This window comes from Chryseobacterium geocarposphaerae (genome assembly GCF_002797535.1).
Lineage (GTDB): Bacteria > Bacteroidota > Bacteroidia > Flavobacteriales > Weeksellaceae > Chryseobacterium > Chryseobacterium geocarposphaerae.
This window is the reverse complement of sequence record NZ_PGFD01000002.1, coordinates 727,400-743,575: the sequence shown is the minus strand read 5'-3', so window position 1 is coordinate 743,575 and position 16,176 is coordinate 727,400. Positions and strand designations below refer to the sequence as shown.

Annotated in this window: 15 protein-coding genes; all 15 read right to left on the bottom strand. The window is 36.1% G+C overall.

The window, feature by feature from the left end:
* Positions 1-6: 6 nt before the first annotated feature.
* The 15 genes from CLV73_RS15080 to CLV73_RS15010 all read right to left on the bottom strand — a co-directional run bounded on the left by CLV73_RS15080 (position 7) and on the right by CLV73_RS15010 (position 16,126).
* On the bottom strand, positions 7-1,956 hold the full coding sequence (locus CLV73_RS15080; protein ID WP_100377683.1) for a hypothetical protein: 1,950 nt from the start codon (positions 1,954-1,956) through the stop codon (positions 7-9).
* A 1-nt stretch (position 1,957) separates the two neighbouring features.
* Positions 1,958-2,506, bottom strand: a complete 549-nt coding sequence (gene lptE / locus CLV73_RS15075; protein WP_100377888.1) for an LPS assembly lipoprotein LptE — start codon at positions 2,504-2,506, stop codon at positions 1,958-1,960.
* Positions 2,496-3,203 carry a hypothetical protein gene (locus CLV73_RS15070; protein ID WP_100377682.1) on the bottom strand — a complete coding sequence of 236 codons (708 nt, stop codon included), beginning with the start codon at positions 3,201-3,203 and terminating at the stop codon, positions 2,496-2,498. Before CLV73_RS15070 ends, lptE begins: the two co-directional genes overlap by 11 nt.
* 15 nt (positions 3,204-3,218) lie before the next feature.
* Positions 3,219-4,511 (bottom strand): sigma-54 interaction domain-containing protein, encoded by a 1,293-nt coding sequence (locus tag CLV73_RS15065; protein WP_100377681.1) that lies wholly within the window; start codon positions 4,509-4,511, stop codon positions 3,219-3,221.
* A 75-nt stretch (positions 4,512-4,586) separates the two neighbouring features.
* Positions 4,587-5,015, bottom strand: coding sequence for a hypothetical protein (locus CLV73_RS15060; RefSeq protein ID WP_100377680.1), 429 nt, complete (start codon positions 5,013-5,015; stop codon positions 4,587-4,589).
* 57 nt (positions 5,016-5,072) lie between these two features.
* Positions 5,073-6,509, bottom strand: coding sequence for a tRNA (N6-isopentenyl adenosine(37)-C2)-methylthiotransferase MiaB (gene miaB, locus CLV73_RS15055; protein WP_100377887.1), 1,437 nt, complete (start codon positions 6,507-6,509; stop codon positions 5,073-5,075).
* Positions 6,510-6,665: 156 nt separating this feature from the next.
* A complete protein-coding gene (locus CLV73_RS15050) occupies positions 6,666-7,388 on the bottom strand; it encodes a hypothetical protein (RefSeq protein WP_100377679.1) in 723 nt (240 codons plus the stop codon).
* A 54-nt stretch (positions 7,389-7,442) separates the two neighbouring features.
* The gene (locus CLV73_RS15045) at positions 7,443-7,865 is read right to left on the bottom strand and encodes an energy transducer TonB (RefSeq protein WP_100377678.1); all 423 of its coding nucleotides are present in this window, start codon (positions 7,863-7,865) and stop codon (positions 7,443-7,445) included.
* 5 nt (positions 7,866-7,870) lie between these two features.
* Positions 7,871-8,356, bottom strand: a complete 486-nt coding sequence (locus tag CLV73_RS15040; RefSeq protein WP_100377677.1) for an energy transducer TonB — start codon at positions 8,354-8,356, stop codon at positions 7,871-7,873.
* A gap of 86 nt (positions 8,357-8,442) precedes the next feature.
* Positions 8,443-9,681 carry an MFS transporter gene (locus tag CLV73_RS15035; RefSeq protein ID WP_100377676.1) on the bottom strand — a complete coding sequence of 413 codons (1,239 nt, stop codon included), beginning with the start codon at positions 9,679-9,681 and terminating at the stop codon, positions 8,443-8,445.
* The gene (locus CLV73_RS15030; RefSeq protein WP_100377675.1) at positions 9,681-11,414 is read right to left on the bottom strand and encodes a thiamine pyrophosphate-dependent enzyme; all 1,734 of its coding nucleotides are present in this window, start codon (positions 11,412-11,414) and stop codon (positions 9,681-9,683) included. Before CLV73_RS15030 ends, CLV73_RS15035 begins: the two co-directional genes overlap by 1 nt.
* Positions 11,415-11,598: 184 nt before the next feature.
* The gene (gene lysA, locus CLV73_RS15025) at positions 11,599-12,801 is read right to left on the bottom strand and encodes a diaminopimelate decarboxylase (protein ID WP_185116779.1); all 1,203 of its coding nucleotides are present in this window, start codon (positions 12,799-12,801) and stop codon (positions 11,599-11,601) included.
* A 233-nt stretch (positions 12,802-13,034) separates the two neighbouring features.
* Complete coding sequence (locus tag CLV73_RS15020; protein ID WP_100377673.1) at positions 13,035-13,226, bottom strand: DUF5808 domain-containing protein; 192 nt, start codon at positions 13,224-13,226, stop codon at positions 13,035-13,037.
* 16 nt (positions 13,227-13,242) lie between these two features.
* A complete protein-coding gene (locus CLV73_RS15015; RefSeq protein ID WP_100377672.1) occupies positions 13,243-14,466 on the bottom strand; it encodes a 3'-5' exonuclease in 1,224 nt (407 codons plus the stop codon).
* Between the two features lie 133 nt (positions 14,467-14,599).
* Positions 14,600-16,126 carry a helicase HerA-like domain-containing protein gene (locus CLV73_RS15010; protein ID WP_100377671.1) on the bottom strand — a complete coding sequence of 509 codons (1,527 nt, stop codon included), beginning with the start codon at positions 16,124-16,126 and terminating at the stop codon, positions 14,600-14,602.
* Positions 16,127-16,176 lie beyond the last annotated feature (50 nt).

Genomic DNA, 16,176 nt, shown 5'->3' with positions numbered 1-16,176 from the left:
ATAATTTTAGTTTTTACTACGGAAATCTTTAATTTCCTGAATTTTATCTTTAAAATATTCTTCTTTTTCCGGGTTCTTTTTAATCAATATTTCAAATGCTTTTATCGCTTTTGTATATAGCTTTTGCTCGAAATATAGCGTTGCCAGCGTTTCGGTCATTAAGTGAGAAATATCGTCATTTTTTTCTTTCACTACATAAGTACTTTCTTCTTTTAACTGACTGATTTTCGGATTGTTTTCTATAAAGCTTTCTATCGCTTTAGCTTTTATTTCCGTTTTTTCTTTTTCAGCTTCTTCCGTTCTGTCAATCTTCAGCCAGCTTTGCCACGTATTAATAAATCCTGGAACGTTACTGTCCAGAAGATTTTTCTTTGGAGCTTCAGGTAAAGCTTCTTCTCTCTTTTCTTCCTTAACGTCTTCTTTTTCTTCTGTATTCTGAACTTCCTTTTCGGGTTGGGCAATCGTCCAGTTCGAGCTAAAGAAAGAAACATTCATCACCGGAACATCTTCTTTATTTTCTTCCGGCACTTGCGAAGTTTCCTGTTCTGTTTTAAGCTCTTCTAAAGGCTCCTCTTTTTGCTCAGGAATATCATTAACGACTTCAGAAGCTTCTTCTACTTTAGGTAATATCTCTTCCTCTCGTGGTATTTCTTCCTGAGGCATCTCTATCTTTGGGCTTGTAATTTCCAGCGGTTTGCTAAGTAAAGAATCCGGAAGATTCGATTCGATAGACATTGGTTTCCATGCAGATTTTACTTCCACCGGCTCTTCTCCCGTCGGTTTTTCCTCTACATTTCCTTTTTCCGATTCTTCCTCAACAACCTCAGGCTCAAGTTCTTCAATACTATTTCCCTCCTTTAATTCTTCTTTAGCTTGAGGAGCCACTATTTCAAAACTTTGAGTTTCTGCAAAGCTTATTTCATGACCAATATTTTCAGGTTCTTCTTCTTTTATTTTTTCAGAAGCTGCCTTCTCTTTCATTTTTTTCTCAACTTCTTCTATCAGACGGCGCATTTCTTCTTCATGCTTGGTGAGATTGGGTTGAGAAATTTCTGTAATCACTTCTTTAGAATTACTTGTCTGAATTTTTACTTCCGGCAGGAAAGATTCCATTCCGTGGAAGCTCAGCTCTTCTTTATCCTGAATATTTTCTTTTTCTGTTGAAATCTGATCTTCATCAATGATCTTCTCAGGAGTAAAATCAGCCTTTTCTGTTGCTTTATCCTCTTCTTTCACTTCCATTTCCGCAGCAACCTCTTCCAATTCTTCATTAGATTCGATCTGAATATCCGGCTGTAAAGTTTCTATTTCATGGAAGCTTACTTCCTGCTCTTCCAGAATTTCTTCTTTTACTGGCTCTGATTCAATTTCTTTTTCCTCAACAATTGTTTCCGGCTCTGCTTCTTCAATCTCTTCAAAAAACTCATTGTTTGATATGTTCAATGAATCCGGAGTCAGGGTAATTGTATGAGTATTTTCGTCTGTAAGGAAATCTTCTTCCCCTTCAAATAAAATCCGGTTTCTTTCTCCGTTTACATAAACGTAAGTAGCCACTTGTCCGGCCGACTGAAAATCACATGAAGCACCATTAGTTGTTTCATTTTCTCTTCTTAAAGGAAAACTACTATTCTGGTAGAATTGCTGTTTAGGAGCAGTTTTAGGTTCCTGGTCTGTTTTATCTTCCTGAACAATTTGCTCTTGAATCTTGGGTTTAGGCTTTTGTTGGATCTTACCATTGATAAGCTGGTAAAGAATCTTTTTATCTGTAGTATATGCAGCCGTAGTGGAAAGTTCTCTTTGATAATTCTCTTTTTCATACAAGTGCACTCCATACAGATGCAATGCTCTGATATTTTGAATATAAGGAAAAGCATCAATCTCCCCTCTCAAAAGATGTACATCTTCCGGCTGAATGTTTTTCGGATTTTTTAATAGCTCTAAAACTCTAGGATTCATCTTACCAGTTTGCTACAATATCGTTAAATATTTTATTAATAATTCTCTCGTTGACAATTTTTACCTGAGATGCTTCTATATCACTTTGCGATAAATTACTGTTGAAAGTCGCTTCATCTGTATACGTCCTGTCAAAGCTCAGCTCAGGATGCACCTTATTTTCATAATGGACTTTCACGGTAATTGTCAGTTTATTCTGTGAGTCCTGAATAACCCCTGCACTTGTGTTAGAAGTAGTTGAGCTAATCGTAGTAGGAGTGATGGAATAATCTGTAATTTCCCCTTCCACCAAAATATCAGGATTTTGTTTTGTTCCTTTAAGCGTAGTTCTTTGTAAAAACCTGTTTTGAATGTCTGTAGAAAACTGCTGTGACAGAGCCGGATTCACCAATGCTGCATTGTTTGGGAATTCATTAATCTGTATTGTTTTTTCATCTTTAAGGGATGAACCCGAAAAGCCGTAGCAGGAATGTAACACATTCAAACAAAGCAATAAAAGCCAAAAGATTTTTGGCTGGTTTATTTTGATATTTTTAATTTTAAAACTCATTTTTAGATCCGATTTCTGTAATTTCATCATGCTCGATTTGTTGGATAGCATCTTCATAGGCAAAATAATTAGCAGCATACATAAACGGAATGGTAATAAAAATACCAATACCACAAGCCAGGATGCCAATTTGGGATAAAATACCCACAACAATTGCAAAAAGTAGAATTGACCACAAATTACCTTTAGTCATTGCTGTTGAAATATTCCAAACTGTTTTTATATCCGTAATTCCTTTAAAGCTGATTAATGGAATCATATAAAACCCTCTCAACAAGAAATAATATAATGCTATAATCATTAAAAACATATAAGGAAACATAAAAATCATTACTCCTGCACTTGGCTCACCATTCTCATTCGACATCAATCCTCCTAAAACACCTAAAATCATTATTGGGATATACAAAGCAATGACACCCGCAATAATAATTAACTGTAAAATAAAATAGGGCATAAAGTCTTTAAAATCAAATATTTCTCCAGGACTTGTCGGCTGATTCCTATTTAGCTTTTGAAGATATTTATATAAATTTCCCGCTGCCAGAAGTCCGCAGAAAGGGATAATTGACATGATAAAGCACATTAAAAACCCCACAAAAACATTTCCAAAATCTTTCTTTAAAAGATCAATTCCTTTATTAATATATTCTCCGAACTTAAAATTGACTGGTTTAGGCATTAAATTTATATTCATTTCTTATGTTTGATGTTAGTCTTCTAGATTATATTGTTTTATTTTTCTATATAAAGTTCTCTGCGAAATTCCCAGTTCATCCGCAGCTTTGTTTCTGCGTCCGTTATGCTTCTCCAATGCCTTTACAATCAGGTCCTTTTCATTATTCTGAAGTGATAAGGATTCCGGTTTATTTTCCTCAATTTCTATATCCTCAAAATCTTCAAAATTATCATCCGGATTCGAGATAATGGTAGGATTTTGAATATGCTGATTGTTATTGTTCTGATTTTCAAAATACAGCAAAGAGTTCGGCGCTACATTCTGCTGAGTTTCAGGAGTATAAATTCTGTTGATCAAATTTTTCTCATGATTGCTCAGATCTGCAGCTCCGCGGTTCTTTATTAATTCCGAAGTTAAGGATTTTAAATCATTTATATCATTTCGCATATCAAAGAGAATTTTGTACATAATTTCTCTTTCGCTGCTGAAATCACTTTGTTTTTGTGTATTCGGCTGATTGACAACCATTGGCAAGTGAGCATCCATAGGAATATATTCTGCCAGTTTCTCGACCGTAATATGTCTGTTTCTTTCTACCACCGTCATTTGTTCGACCAAATTTCTCAACTGTCGGACATTCCCCGGAAATGTATAGTTTTCAATATAATGAACAGCACTCGGCTCCAGCTCCAGTTCCGGCATTCTGTATTTTTCTGCAAAATCTATTGCAAACTTTCTGAACAGCAAATGGATATCTCCTTTTCTTTCTCTCAAAGCAGGCATATCAATCTGTACAGTATTCAGACGGTAATATAAGTCTTCACGGAATCTTCCGTCCTGAATCGCCTTCATCATATTCACATTGGTAGCTGCCACGATTCTTACATTCGTTTTCTGAACCTGTGAAGAACCCACTTTCATGAATTCACCGCTTTCTAAGACTCTCAGCAAACGAACCTGCGTCTGTAATGGCAATTCTCCTACCTCATCAAGAAAAATCGTTCCTCCATCCGCAACTTCAAAATATCCTTTTCTTGTTGCTGTTGCCCCTGTAAAAGCTCCTTTTTCGTGACCGAATAATTCAGAGTCAATGGTTCCTTCCGGAATCGCCCCACAGTTCACAACAATATAAGGCTGATGTTTTCTTTTTGATTCTGAGTGAATAATTTTAGGAATAAATTCTTTTCCTACCCCACTTTCTCCAATCACAAGGACTGAAATATCGGTTGGTGCAACCTGAATGGCTTTTTCCAAAGCGCGGTTTAAAGCCGGGAAGTTTCCGATGATCCCGAAACGGTTTTTTATATTTTGTAACTCGTTACTCATAAGTAAATTTTAGATTGTTGATTTAAATTTGATCTACAGCCGTAGATCTTGAATTAGTTTAAAATGGATTAAATTTTAACCAATCACATTCAAATCATCTTTATTTCTAACCTTTGTAACTTTAGCTTTAAAATATAGGATTTCAGTAAAGAGATTTTCTTTACTGTTTTTTTCAAAGTTCTTCAGAAGCCTGTTATGTTTTTCTTTTTCAGAAAAATTAGCTTCTGCTTTATTTTTATAAAACTGACTCTGCTGATTTTCAGTAAAAAATCTGCCAAAAACTTCAGCAGCATTCCGTTTATAATGGATCGCAAAATTATGCCCAGATTTTTCTTTTATGCAGAACTTCTGTGAAGCTTCACATTCATGATTTAAAAATTGGTTATAAATTTCATAGAATCCGCAATCATCAGCTTCCGTAGCACCATTGCTTATCTGTGCCGAAATATTGCTGCAAATTATCACCAATAAAACACTGAGGCAATATTTCTGAAATTTTTCCATTGTCTGAGTTTTAAAAGTTAATAATGATAATAATTTGTTATTATACTTCCGGGAAGATTATTTTACAGTTTCCCCTAAAAGTGTGCCTTGTGTATTGTCAAATACAAAAACGTCCACAATGTCACCAATTTTCTGACCTTCCAACATATCAAATACACAAACCGCGTTTTGAGAATTTCTTCCTTTCCACTGGTTTTTATTCTTTTTAGAAATCCCTTCAATTAGAATTTTATGCGTTTTTCCCACGTAAGATTTCATACGTTTTCTGGACAACTCTCCCTGTAAAGCAATGACTTCTGCTAATCTTCTTTGTTTAACGTCTGCAGGAATATTATCCTCCATTTTCTTATGAGCCGGAGTTCCTGGTCTTTCCGAGTAGGCAAACATATAACCATAGTCATATTCCACTTCTCTCATCAAGCTTAATGTATCCTGGTGATCTTCCTCAGTTTCGTTGCAGAAGCCTACGATCATATCCTGAGAAAATGCAACTTCCGGAACAATTTCTTTAGCTTTTTTAATTAATTCTAAATATTCTTCACGGGTATGTTGTCTGTTCATCGCCTCCAGCATATTGTTGCTTCCACTCTGAACTGGTAAGTGAACATATTTACAGATATTTTCGTGTTTTGCCATCATCCTGAAAACATCAAGACTCATATCCTGAGGATTTGATGTCGAGAATCTGATTCTCATTTCAGGGACAGCTTTAGCTACTAAATCAAGCAATTGTGCAAAGTTCACCGCCGTTGCCTTCTGCATTTCCGATGCTTTAGCAAAATCTTTTTTAGGCCCACCTCCATACCAAAGGTAAGAGTCTACATTCTGACCCAATAATGTAATTTCTTTATATCCATTGTTCCAAAGATCCTTACATTCATCCAAAATAGAATGCGGATCACGGCTTCTTTCTCTACCTCTTGTAAATGGAACGACACAGAATGTACACATATTATCACACCCCCTCGTAATGGTAACGAAAGCTGTAACACCATTTCCTCCTAAACGAACGGGATTGATGTCTGCATATGTTTCTTCTTTTGAAAGGATTACATTGATCGCATCTCTTCCATCTTCCGTTTCTTTCAACAGGTTGGGTAAGTCTCTGTAGGCATCGGGACCCACTACAAGATCAACTAATTGCTCTTCTTCTAAGAATTTGGTTTTCAGTCTTTCGGCCATACATCCAAGAACACCCACCGTCATATTTGGTTTTTCTTTCTTCAGGTTTTTGAACTGAGAAAGACGCATTCTCACCGTCTGCTCTGCCTTTTCACGGATAGAACATGTATTTAAAAGAATAAGATCTGCCTCTTCTGCTTTCAAGGTGGTATTATATCCCTGCTCATTAAGAATGGATGCAACAATTTCAGAATCAGAAAAATTCATCTGACAACCGTAGCTCTCCAAAAACAATTTTTTAGAATTCCCCTCTTTTTCAGCAATAGCAAAAGCTTCACCTTGTTTTGTTTCGTCTATATATTTTTCTTGCACAACAGTCTGTTTAAGGTTCAATATTTAAAGTTCAAGGTTTTCCGACTTGATATTTTAAACTTTGAACTTTTGAATTAATTTGCAAAGATACAAAATATTGTGACAGATTGTCATAGAAATGATTTGAAGCAAAAAATACCTTAGAACAGATTAGAATTAATTTGCATTAAATCTTATAGGCATTGTGAAAACTTGTTTAACAGGCACTCCTTTGTAATAACTGGGTTTCCAGTAAGACTTTTTTGTATTTGATGCACAATCTACAACCATTTTGTTAAACTTTTCCAAATCCGATTGATTATCAATATAAAAAAAGCCAGCTTCACCGCTTGTATCTACGTCAAAATTAATGGTGAATGAATAATCTACATTGGTTTTATATCCATTCGCATCAAAACATTTCACAAAGTTTTCCCTAAACTTCATAATATTGCTTTCTTTATCTTTATGCATATAAACAGGCATTGAAAACTCATCTTCACTGAATTTGTTTTTAAATAACAAATCATCCGTAAAAAGAGTACAAAACATTGCAGCCGTCTTATTACCATCTACTTCTGCTGCCTTCCAGTTTTTTACATTTTTCATTATTTCCAAAACTTTATCCTTCATACATTTGTTGTTCTTAACTGCAATCGTATCTGCATCTGCAACATATTTAACTTTGTTATCGGGATAAATTATAAATCTCATGAATAACGCTTCTGTTTTTTCACAAGGCTTCATGTTATTTTTGACAACAACCTTCTGAATATCGTCATTAAACCCTTGTCTTCCTCCTTCATAAAATACCTGACCTTTTGGATAATTGTATAAGACTTGCGCATTAAAGCTGATAAATAAAGTTGAGAGAATAAGAATAAAAATTTTAAGTTTCATGTTATAAATATTAATTCATTTTTAGTGTGTTTTTAATAACAATTAATACTTCAGCTAATCTCCATGATCAAAATGGTCTGTTGTAAAATTGATTTTAATTATTTTCTTAGAAATTACCGGTTGTCCATCTTTTATTGCGGGCTTCCATTTCTTTTTTACTTTTTTGATCGCAAATTCCATGTCTTCAATAAACATTTCGCTGTTTTTTACTTTGGGTAAGACATCAAGATTTCCAATTTTACCATCCGGATTTACATCAAAAACGAAAACAAATTTTCCGTTCACAGCATATTTCTGCAAATCAATATAAGCGTGAACCATTTTCAGAAATTCATTGGCAAAAGCCGAATCTCCACCGGGAAATTCGGCAGTTTGTGAGTTTGTTATATTTTCTTTTTGAATTTGAGATTGTGATTCCTGAGCGTATCCTTTAAAGCCGATAAAGAATAAAAGTAAGGTTATAATAGTTTTTTTCATAGCGTTTACATATCCGCAGACATTGATGAGAACGTCATCTTAAGTTTCATCTCGGATTTTACAGGCTGTCCGTTGCAGGTAGCCGGAGTCCAGTTTTTTTTAATTCTTCTCACCACGTACTGCATATCATCAAAGAATACCTCACTATTCAATACTTTGGGGTCTCCGGAAATATCGGTTACTTTTCCGGTAGCATCAATAGTTAAAGTAAAAGTAAAGTCTCCTGACAATGTATAGAAATCAGAATTAAGATAGGTATACATATATTTTTTCAATATCTCTTTGTAAGCTGTAGCTCCGCCTTCGTAACTAGCCGCTTTAAAATCATTGCAGTTTTTTGCTGCGATCTGCAAAAATGGTTCTTTGATATCTATTTTTAAAAGATTCTTGTTGTTTTCTACAATAAAGGAATCATCTCTGTCTTCAAGATCTGTTTGTGCAAAACTAAAGTTCGCCAAAAAGAGCCCTACAAATAATGCTATTGCTTTCATAATATCCTTTTTAGATTATTAATTACAAATACCAAAATTACACCAAAAAAGGAACTTTACCATAGAGCAAAATTCCTTTTAATATTTTATTGAAGACCGACCTGAGCTTTGCTTCCGGTTTCTTTTAACATCAATGAAACCATAATAGCCAAGACAATTCCTGAAATCCAAAACAGAACAGAATGCTGAAAATGTACATTTCCGGCAGAAAGCTCTAAGCTTTTCCCGAACCATCTGCTGAAAACAGGACTAAGCAAGGTAGTAACCCCAAAAGTGATAAAATTAATTGCTCCTGTTGCGCTTCCTTTTACAAAATCAGGATTAGCTTCTTTAATGACAGAATAAGGAATCATTGCTGCACCGGAACCGAGTCCCAAAATAAACATGCTTATTTTTGCAGGATATAAATCAGGAAGATAAATTAACTGCAACAAGCTCGTAATCATTACAACAGCACCTCCAATCAACACAGGTTTTCTCCTTCCTATTTTATCGGTAATAAACCCTAACAACGGGCACCCGAAAACCCATCCAAAAGCTACCATAGCACTGGTAATTGCAGCATCATGAAAAGCAAAGCCTTTGTCTTTTTCAAAGAAAGCAACCGCCCAAGTCATTGCAAAAATAGTTGTCGGCGCAAATAACAATCCTGAAATAATTCCACATAACCAGGATTGAGGATTTCTGAAAACAATTTTATAGGGTTCAAGATAGCCAATTGGTTTTGTTCCGTTTTCTGTAGGCTCCTCTGCTTTTGTTTCTTTGGGAATCACAAAAAACAAACAGAATGCAGTAATCAGGGTTATAATTCCGGACCAAAGCCAAAATGTATCAATATTCACTCCTTCTTCCACCCAGGGACCAACTACAAACTGACCAGCCGTTCCTCCCAACATTCCGATACACTGAGTAACTCCAATAGCCGTAGCCAAAGACTTTGAAGAAAACCCCTTACTTGCCAGATAAACACAGCCGGGAAATGCAAATGCACAACCAGCGCCCTGCAACAATCTTCCTGAAACACCGGCCACCTGACTGGAAATTAAGAACAGTAAGCATCCGATTCCCAGAATTAAAGCTCCGGCAAAGAGGGATCTTTTGCCTCCAAATTTATCTAAAGCAACTCCGGCAATTAAACTACAGGTAGAATAGGTATAATAATAGGTTCCAACTATACTGATGAGTTTCAGCTCGGTAGTATTAAAATTATTAATCAATTCAGGGATCATTACCGCAGGAGCCGATCTGATTACGTAATCCAGAAAGTAAAAGACAAGTCCGAAAACCCAGGCTATAACGTAATATCTTTTTAAAGATGTACTCATTACAGCAATCCTTTAATATGTTTGTAATTTGTTTTGACAGTATCCAATGCTTCTTCCATTTTTCCGCCCAACATGAGCTGAGCCATAGATTTTGTCATTCCTAAAACCTGCTCAAACTCAATTTTAGGAGGTAAAGCCAACGCATTCGGATTGGTGAAAATATTAAGCAGATAAGGTCCGTTGTACTCCAGGCATTCTTTAATCGCAGCTTCAACTTCTTCCGGCCTGTGAACGTTTTTCCCGGGATATCCCATAGCCTGCGCAATCATTCCGAAATCAGGATTAATCATATCCGTTTCGTTATCAGGCATCCCTCCTACTTCCATTTCAAGCTTTACCATTCCCAATGCTCTGTTGTTGAATACAATCAGTTTTACGGGTAATTTATATTGAAAAATTGTTGCCATATCTCCCAACAACATAGATAACCCGCCGTCTCCACACATGGCAATCACCTGTTTTCCGGGATGAGCCAAGGCAGCTCCGATAGCCATTGGCATTGCATTCGCCATAGAACCGTGATTGAATGAGCCTAGCATTTTTCTTTCTCCCGTTCCTGTAATATATCTTGCTCCCCAAACACAGCACATTCCTGTGTCTACAGTAAAAATAGCATCTTTTTTAGCCAGTTTATCCAGAGTATAGGCTACAAATTCAGGCTGAATAGCATTTTCCTTCCCGGAATCTTTAACGTAGGTCAATTGGGTCTCTTTTACTTTTCCATAAAATTCCAATTGTTGATGTAAGAAATGAACATCCGTTTTTTCTTTTAATAATGGCAATAAAGCTTTAATGGTTTCTTTTATGTCACCTGCCAGTCCTAATTCCAGCTTCGCCCTTCTGCCCAGTCTTTCCGGGCTTTCATCAATCTGAACGATTTTATTTTTAACGGGCATAAATTTCTGATAAGGAAAGTCTGTTCCCAGCAGAAGGAGCAGATCCGCCTCGTGCATAGCATGATAAGCAGAAGGAAGCCCTAAAAGCCCGGTTAAACCGACTTCATTAGGATTATTTGGCTGAATAGCCATTTTTCCGCGGAAAGAATAGCCGACTGGCGCCTTTAAATATTTTGAAACTTCTGCCACCTCAGCATTAGCGTTTCCTGCTCCAATTCCACAATAGATAGTCACTTTTTCGCTTTCATTAATTAGACTGGCCAATTGATTCAACTCCTCATCAGACGGTCTGATAATGGGATTGGTTTTAAAAACTTTATTAGAGGTTGTTGCTTCTTCAGCATTCAGTTCAGAAACATCTCCCGGAAGACCGATTACGGCAACTCCTTTTTTGGAAATCGCATGCTGAATTGCAGTCTGAACGGTTCTTTGAACCTGTTCCGGTCTTGTAATCATCTGGTTATAATGACTGCAATCGTCAAATAATTTTATGGTATTCGTTTCCTGAAAATAATCCATTCCCATTTCGTCACTTGGAATAGTAGATGCAATTACCAGCATCGGAACATGAGAACGATGAGCGTCATACACTCCATTGATCAAATGAACGTGTCCCGGTCCACAACTTCCCGCACAAACCGCAAAACCATCAAGTTCAGCTTCTGCCGCTGCTGCATATGCTCCGGCTTCTTCATGCCGTACATGAATCCATTCAATGCTGCTTTTTTTTACGGCAACATTTAAATGATTGAGACTGTCGCCTGTTACTGCATAAATTCTTTTCACATTGGCATTTTCGAGCATTTCAACAATTTGCTCAGCGATGTTTTTAGCCATAATAATATTTTTTGGTGTTATAATTATTTGAAGAAAACGGTTGTGAATATGGATCGGAAAGGCTTCATTACTATTTAGCCTCTATCAAATTTAGGAAATAATAAATATTTCAAAGATTCTTTACTATTAAAATTAGCTTAAGTCCATAAAAAAACTCTGTAATTTCTTACAGAGTTTCAATATTTTAATTGATTACTTCAATCTGATTTCTCAATAAATCTTCAAATTCGTCTCTTTTCCTAATCAAATGAGCTTTCCCATCCAAGAAAAGAACTTCGGCTGGTTTCAATCTTGAATTAAAATTTGAACTCATCTCAAAACCGTAAGCTCCTGCATTATGGAAAGCTAAAATATCTCCTTCCCTCACTTCATTCAGTTTTCTGTCCCAGGCAAAAGTATCTGTTTCACAGATATTTCCCACGACTGTATAAATTCTTTCCGCTCCTTTTGGATTAGACAAATTTTCAATAACATGGTAAGAATCATAAAACATTGGACGGATCAGGTGATTAAAACCAGAGTTTACTCCCACAAAAACCGTAGCTGTTGTTTGCTTGATCACATTTGCTTTCACCAATAAATAGCCGCTTTTCCCCACAAGGAATTTTCCCGGCTCAAACCACAATTCGAATTTTTTACCTGTTGATTTTGAAAATTCCGAGATTACTTTTTCTACTTTTTTACCTAAAGTTTTCACATCAGTTTCTTCCTCAGTATCCTGATAAGGAATTTTAAATCCGCTTCCCATATCAAGATATTTCAAGTTCGGGAAATGCTCAGAAAGCTCAAGCATAATATCTAAAGCCTGCAGGAAAACATCAGGATCTTTGATCTCACTTCCTGTATGCATATGGAGACCTTCTACATTCAGATTGGTAGATTTCATCACTCTTTCGATGTGACGGACCTGGTGAATAGAAATCCCGAATTTACTATCGATATGCCCCGTAGAAATTTTGTAGTTTCCTCCCGCGAAAATGTGCGGATTGATTCTTACTAAAATCGGATAGGTATTTCCGTATTTATTACCAAACTGCTCAAGAATAGAGATATTATCAATGTTGATATGCACTCCGAAGGTCATGGCCTCCTCAATCTCCGCCAAATCTACACAATTGGGTGTAAATAATATTTTTTCTTTCGGAAACCCGGCTTTTAATCCAAGCTTCACTTCATTAATTGATACGCAATCCAAAGAAGCACCTAGGTTCTTTACATATTTAAGAATATTAATGTTTGTCAACGCCTTTGCTGCGTAGAAGAACTTTGTATGTTTTAAAAAAGAAGATGTAAGTTTTTCGTATTGATTTTTAATAGATTCAGCATCGTAAACATACACCGGGGTGCCAAACTCATTGGCGATCTTTAATAATTCTTTTGGATTCATAATTTCACTTTAACATAAAAAAAGGCAGATTCTTCGAAAAAGAGTCTGCCGCAATGATTATTTTTATGCAAGACAACTCTTTTAAATATTCCAAACCTTAGAGAACTTTACAGCTCCCTTCTTTCCAGTTTTAGTTTGTTTAAAATTTTGCATTGCTTTTACTTATTTTTTTGCAAAAATACTATTTATTTTGAGAAAATTGGCCGGAATTCCTATAAAATGTAAATCTGGGCTTATTTGAAGAACTGCGAAATAACTCCGATTATAATCAAGATCAATAAAAATGCTGATACAGATAACGGGTTGGCAAAATTTGTCGTCCAGCCGTATCCAAACCTTTTGGGAGGAAATATCCTTTTATCTCCTTTATTGTAATAAAAAAGCCCAAACTTCCAGTGAGAAGGTTCTTTATCTACATTATTCATAATTTTTATTTTAAAATTACTTCGGTAACGGTAACGTTTCAAAATCACCACGTAGCAAAGCCAACTGCAGTTCGTTAGTAAGATCAGATGTCGGTAACGGTAAATCTATTTTGAGTTTCGAGATCTTGCTCATCGTCTGAATTTGTGTAAATAATTCATAAAATCCGTAAGAAACAGCTTTCCCATTTTCGATGATAATGAATAGTTTTTCGCCTAATTTTCTACCGCTTCCCAGCCAGAGCTCGTTTCTTTTTTTGAAATCGATTTTCTTTTTGAGGTTTTCAACAGCACTGAATTCAGCAATAGCATTGATAAACTGCATCGCTTTTGAACCCTGTGTGAAAGATCTGAATTTCAGAATTGGTTTTTCAACTTTGTTCAGTTTATTCTTCTCAACCAAATACTTGTCATTTCTGTGGTATAATCCGAATGGAAGCGGATCTCTCTTCTTGATTCCTTTTGAATTCAAGAGCAGCTTGGCAATAATATCTGTTCCGGTAAGCTCATAATTAATTTGCTCAACCTCATTTTGAATCTCCTCCCATTTTTTAGATTTGGAATTAAAGACCTTCTTCGAAAATTTATTAATATCCTGCACATGATCTGAAAAAATGATTTTCCCACCTTCATTTTGAAAGTAAACAAATCCTTTTTCGTTAGGAAGATCCTGAGTCAGCTGCTTGATTTTATTGATATACGTTTTAGCATTCGTCTCTTCATGCTGCTTCTGAATGATTTCATTCTCAGTATCTTTCGAAACTAAAAGCTTAAATAATTCCAACGTTGCTCTTGCATCACCTTCTGCTCTGTGGTGATTAGTCAGGGGAATACCAAGAGATTTTACCAGTTTTCCAAGCGAATAGCTGACTTCATCCGGAATCAGTTTTTTGGCCAACGGAATGGTATCTAACGTATTGATTTTAAAATCATATCCCAGCCTCTGAAAAGACTGGCGGAGCATCCTGTAATCAAAATCGATATTATGACCTACCAAGGTTGTATTTTCGGTAATTTCAACAATTCTCCGGGCGATTTCATGAAATTTCGGAGCCGTTTTAACCATTTTCGGAGTAATACTGGTCAGTTTCTGAACAAAAGGAGTAATATCACTTTCCGGATTCACCAACGAAATAAACTGATCTACAATCTTCTGTCCATCATACCTATAAACAGCAATATCTATAATGCATTCTTTCCTGTAACCTGCACCATTACTCTCTATGTCAATAATTGAATACATTTAAATTTTATACAACTTTCTTTTAAGATTATTATTAAGCCCTAAACTTTATCATAAAACAACAGAATTTGTGCCATTTTAATCAAATTTAAGATACTGAAATCCCGCTAAAATACTAAAATTTATTAATTTCTTATCTTCTTCTCCCTCCTAATCCGAGCATTCCCAAGATCGCTTTAGCACCTTCTCTCAGCAAAGTATTCGTAAAAGTTCTTCCCTGCCTGCTGTTAAGAACCTGTTCAAACATTCCCGGCTCTTCTTTTACCGGTTTTGTTTTCTGAGTCGGAGCCACATTTTGTGCTGCCTGTTCCATTCTAGTTACCAATATTTCATAAGCTGATTCACTGTTGATTGCATTTTGATATTTCGCAACTAAAGCCGAATTATTGGTCAGCTCAGAAATTTCCGCGTCGTCCAGGACATCCATTCTTGATTCCGGAGAAATTAAATAGGTATGAACCAAAGGCGTAGGAATTCCTTTTTCATCCAAAGCTGTGACAAAAGCTTCTCCAATTCCTAAATTTTGAATCAGTGTGGCAGCGTCATAAAATTCCGTTGTCGGATAATTTTCCACCGCTTTTGAAATTTCCTTTTTATCTTTGGCCGTAAAGCCTCTTAATGCGTGCTGGATTTTTAATCCTAACTGAGAAAGAACCGATTCAGGAACGTCTCCAGGGATCTGGGTAATAAAATAAATCCCGACTCCTTTGGAACGAATCAGCTTCACCATAGTTTCAATTTGTGAAACCAATGCTTTTGAAGATTCATCAAAAATCAGATGGGCTTCATCTATGAAAAGAACCAGTTTTGGTTTTCCGCTGTCTCCTTCTTCAGGAAAAGTCATATAGATTTCCGCAAATAACGAAAGCATAAAAGTGGAAAACAGTTGTGGCTTACTTTGAATATCGGCAACTCTCAAGATATTGACAACTCCTTTTCCGTCTCTGGTTTGCAATAAATCATGAACATCAAAGCTCAGCTCTCCAAAAAAGCTCGAAGCGCCCTGCTGCTCCAAAGCAACAATAGATCTTAAAATAGCCCCTAAAGAAGCCGAAGCAATTGAGCCGTAATTAGCCGCCAGTTCCGCTTTCCCCTGCGCATTATCCGTTACATATTGCAGGACTTTTTTTAAATCATTAAGATCAATTAAAGGCAATCCTTTATCATCACAATACTTGAATACTATTGCCATGATACTCTGCTGCGTCTCATTCAGCTCCAGGATTTTACTCAATAAAACGGGACCAAATTCTGTAACCGTAGCTCTTAATTTCACTCCTCTCTCTCCTGAAATCGTCATTAACTCCACCGGAAAAGCCTGTGGGTTGTAAGGAAGCTGGGTTTTTGCATACCTTTCCTGAATGGCGGGATTTTCCGTTCCCGCTTCTGCAATTCCTGAAAAATCTCCTTTAATATCCAATACTAAAGATGGAATTCCCTGGTGAGAAAGCTGTTCTGCAAAAACCTGCAATGTCTTGGTTTTTCCCGTTCCCGTTGCTCCCGCAATAAGTCCGTGACGGTTGATTGTTTTCAGAGGAATGGTAACATTTACTTCAGGAACCACTTCTCCGTCAAGCATTCCTTTTCCTAATATAATATGTTCTCCTTTTGGAGTATATCTTGCATTTTGTTCTTCAATAAATTGTGCTTTGTCTGCCATTTGATTTTTTTATCTTATAAATATAAAATTTTTTAGAAAACATTTCAGCA

Excerpts from the sequence above, each read along its gene's own strand:
- CLV73_RS15030 (WP_100377675.1), bottom strand. The coding sequence starts at position 11,414 with ATGGCTAAAAACATCGCTGAGCAAATTGTTGAAATGCTCGAAAATGCC.
- CLV73_RS15045 (WP_100377678.1), bottom strand. The coding sequence starts at position 7,865 with ATGAAAAAAACTATTATAACCTTACTTTTATTCTTTATCGGCTTTAAA.
- CLV73_RS15040 (WP_100377677.1), bottom strand. The coding sequence starts at position 8,356 with ATGAAAGCAATAGCATTATTTGTAGGGCTCTTTTTGGCGAACTTTAGT.
- CLV73_RS15070 (WP_100377682.1), bottom strand. The coding sequence starts at position 3,203 with ATGAATATAAATTTAATGCCTAAACCAGTCAATTTTAAGTTCGGAGAA.
- CLV73_RS15065 (WP_100377681.1), bottom strand. The coding sequence starts at position 4,511 with ATGAGTAACGAGTTACAAAATATAAAAAACCGTTTCGGGATCATCGGA.
- CLV73_RS15035 (WP_100377676.1), bottom strand. The coding sequence starts at position 9,681 with ATGAGTACATCTTTAAAAAGATATTACGTTATAGCCTGGGTTTTCGGA.
- CLV73_RS15060 (WP_100377680.1), bottom strand. The coding sequence starts at position 5,015 with ATGGAAAAATTTCAGAAATATTGCCTCAGTGTTTTATTGGTGATAATT.
- CLV73_RS15050 (WP_100377679.1), bottom strand. The coding sequence starts at position 7,388 with ATGAAACTTAAAATTTTTATTCTTATTCTCTCAACTTTATTTATCAGC.
- CLV73_RS15010 (WP_100377671.1), bottom strand. The coding sequence starts at position 16,126 with ATGGCAGACAAAGCACAATTTATTGAAGAACAAAATGCAAGATATACT.
- CLV73_RS15015 (WP_100377672.1), bottom strand. The coding sequence starts at position 14,466 with ATGTATTCAATTATTGACATAGAGAGTAATGGTGCAGGTTACAGGAAA.
- CLV73_RS15080 (WP_100377683.1), bottom strand. The coding sequence starts at position 1,956 with ATGAATCCTAGAGTTTTAGAGCTATTAAAAAATCCGAAAAACATTCAG.
- CLV73_RS15020 (WP_100377673.1), bottom strand. The coding sequence starts at position 13,226 with ATGAATAATGTAGATAAAGAACCTTCTCACTGGAAGTTTGGGCTTTTT.
- lptE (WP_100377888.1), bottom strand. The coding sequence starts at position 2,506 with ATGAGTTTTAAAATTAAAAATATCAAAATAAACCAGCCAAAAATCTTT.
- lysA (WP_185116779.1), bottom strand. The coding sequence starts at position 12,801 with ATGAATCCAAAAGAATTATTAAAGATCGCCAATGAGTTTGGCACCCCG.